The sequence below is a fragment of the Flavobacterium aureirubrum genome, assembly GCF_038739835.1.
Taxonomy (GTDB): domain Bacteria; phylum Bacteroidota; class Bacteroidia; order Flavobacteriales; family Flavobacteriaceae; genus Flavobacterium; species Flavobacterium aureirubrum.
In genome coordinates this window covers 1-3,114 of sequence record NZ_JBCGDO010000057.1, presented here as the reverse complement: position 1 = coordinate 3,114, position 3,114 = coordinate 1, and the positions used below count along the sequence as shown (strand labels likewise).

At 39.0% G+C, this 3,114-nt stretch carries 1 protein-coding gene; it reads right to left on the bottom strand.

What is annotated here, in order from left to right:
* Nucleotides 1-1,545: 1,545 nt before the first annotated feature.
* Nucleotides 1,546-2,715 (bottom strand): beta-ketoacyl synthase N-terminal-like domain-containing protein, encoded by a 1,170-nt coding sequence (locus WFZ85_RS15835; RefSeq protein ID WP_342697226.1) that lies wholly within the window; start codon nucleotides 2,713-2,715, stop codon nucleotides 1,546-1,548.
* Nucleotides 2,716-3,114 lie beyond the last annotated feature (399 nt).

Sequence of the window (3,114 nt, the reverse complement as noted above, 5' to 3'; positions counted from 1 at the left end):
CCTGTCGAAGTGCCAACATATAAACAAATACAATAAGAAGCACATTGTCACACTGAGCCTGTCGAAGTGCCAATATATAAACAAATACAATAAGAAGCACATTGTCACACTGAGCCTGTCGAAGTGCTAAAGTGTCAAAGTGCTTAAGTACCTAACAGAAAATGTCTTCGACAGGCTCAGACTGACACCGCAGTATTTAATTGTAATCCCAGATAATACAAATACTCATTTTACAACAAATACAATTAGAAGCAGTTTGTCACACTGAGCCTGTCGAAGTGCCAACATATAAACAAATACAATAAGAAGCAAATTGTCACACTGAGCCTGTCGAAGTGCCAATATATAAACAAATACAATAACAAGCGCATTGTCACACTGAGCCTGTCGAAGTGCTAAAGTGTCAAAGTGCTTAAGTACCTAACAGAAAATGTCTTCGACAGGCTCAGACTGACACCGCAGTATTTAATTGTAATCCCAGATAATACAAATACTCATTTTACAACAAATACAATTAGAAGCAGTTTGTCACACTGAGCCTGTCGAAGTGCCAACATATAAACAAATACAATAAGAAGCAAATTGTCACACTGAGCCTGTCGAAGTGCCAATATATAAACAAATACAATAAGAAGCACATTGTCACACTGAGCCTGTCGAAGTGCTAAAGTGTCAAAGTGCTTAAGTACCTAACAGAAAATGTCTTCGACAGGCTCAGACTGACACCGCAGTATTTAATTGTAATCCCAGATAATACAAATACTCATTTTACAACAAATACAATTAGAAGCAGTTTGTCACACTGAGCCTGTCGAAGTGCCAACATATAAACAAATACAATAAGAAGCAAATTGTCACACTGAGCCTGTCGAAGTGCCAATATATAAACAAATACAATAACAAGCGCATTGTCACACTGAGCCTGTCGAAGTGCCAATATATAAACAAATACAATAACAAGCGCATTGTCACACTGAGCCTGTCGAAGTGCTAAAGTGTCAAAGTGCTTAAGTACCTAACAGAAAATGTCTTCGACAGGCTCAGACTGACACCGCAGTATTTAATTGTAATCCTAGATAATACAAATACTCATTTTACAACAAATACAATATGAAGCAGTTTGTCACACTGAGCCTGTCGAAGTGCTAAAGTGTCAAAGTGCTTAAGTACCTAGCAGAAAATGTCTTCGACAAGCTCAGACTGACACCGCTTTTTTTATTGTAATCCTAGATAATACAAATACTCATTTCACAACAAATACAATAAGTAGCACAATGTCACACTGAGCCTGTCGAAGTGCTAAAGTGTCAAAGTGCTTAAGTACCTAGCAGAAAATGTCTTCGACAAGCTCAGACTGACACCGCTTTTTTTATTGTAATCCTAGAACCGAAGCGCCATGCAAGGTTAAATATCTTGTAAGGTTCACCCAAAAAATTCGTCCTGACGAGTTCAATATTTGACCGCGGTCAAATTATAAAACGACCGCGGTCACTTTATTAAGTGACCGCGGTCAATTGAACAACTCATTAGCACGAATTGAAAACATTATCGGTCAGAAACCAAAACACTCACCGCATTGCCACCAAAACCAACGGCGTTAATCAAAACATTTTTAATAACCCTGTCAGGGTTTTGAACCCTGACAGGGTTTGTTACATAAGGAATCCCAATAAACGTATTGTGCTCTATCATCATCAGCGCCATTTCCATGCTCAAGATACCCGAAGCACCAAAAGTGTGTCCTATTTTCCATTTATTGGTGGTAAGCATAGGTAAATTGTGACCAAACACTTGTTGTATCGCTTTATATTCGGAAGTGTCGCCTTTCAACGTGCCTGGCGCATGCATTACTATAACATCAACTTCATCGAGCGGTGTGTTTTGCAATGCCATCGCCATCGATTTTTGGAAACAAATCGCATCATCAGTTATGGAAATATTGTGTTCCAATTCATCAGTAGCATAACCAATTCCTGTGATGTAGCCTAGCGCGTTGTGTTTCTCACCAAGTTCCAAACATGCCATGGCAGCGCCTTCGCCCAGGACCATGGTGTTTTTAGTTTTTTCTAAATCAAAAGCACGACAAGGGTACTCCTGTGGTTCATTAGCATAAATCTTTAAAGCGCGCATCTGTGCCAAAGTAAAAGCAGTGAGTGGTGCTTCGCTGCCACCTACTAAAAACTTTGTCGCCATTCCTGATTGTAACCAAGCCACCGCATTCAAAACGGCGTGCAATGCAGTAGAGCAAGTTATAGAATGGGAAATTTCGGGACCTTTGCTTTTTAAATCGTGTGCTACCCAGGATGAAATATTGCCTAGTGTGGTAGTAGGCGAAGTTAAGGTAGGCGTTTTACCCGTAGTCATAAACTCAGAATGGTATTTTTCAAATAACTGAGTAGCACCGCGAGACGAGCCAATGTTAATCCCAAAATCATCGCCTTGTTGCCAACCCGCATCCTGAATAGCTTTTCGAGAAGTCAATATGGCCATTAAAACGGTTTCGTCCAATGCTTTATACTTCACCTCTTCTTTTCGCAAGGCATCAATTCCGTTTCTGATTTCAGCTGGAATAGTAGCCACAAATTGGCCTTTACCATTAAACTCTTTTGTTGTAATTAATGTTTTCGGAGAAAGATAATTGTTCCAAATTCCTTCGGGAGTATTTCCTAAAGGTGATAAAGAAGCGAGAGAGGTAATGGCAATTTTGGTTTTCATTTTTTCGGTACACAGAGTTTCACAGAGCACAAATTAGAGATACACAGCGCTTTATAAAACATTAATTCATTTAATTTCTCTGTGAATCTCTGAGAAATCTTCGTGTGGCTCTGTGTAACTATTTTGCTGCGCAAAGGTCGCAAAGTTTTTTACAAAATGGCACACGGATAAAACGGATTTAAGCAGATAAGCGCGGATTTTTAAAACATTAATTCATTTAATTTCTCTGTGAATCTCTGAGAAATCTTCGTGTGGCGCTGTGTAACTATTTTGCTTCGCAAAGGTCGCAAAGTTTTTTACAAAATGGCACACGGATAAAACGGATTTAAGCAGATAAGCGCGGATTTTTAAAAAATTAATTCATTTAATTTCTCTGTGAATCTCTGAGAAATCTTCGTG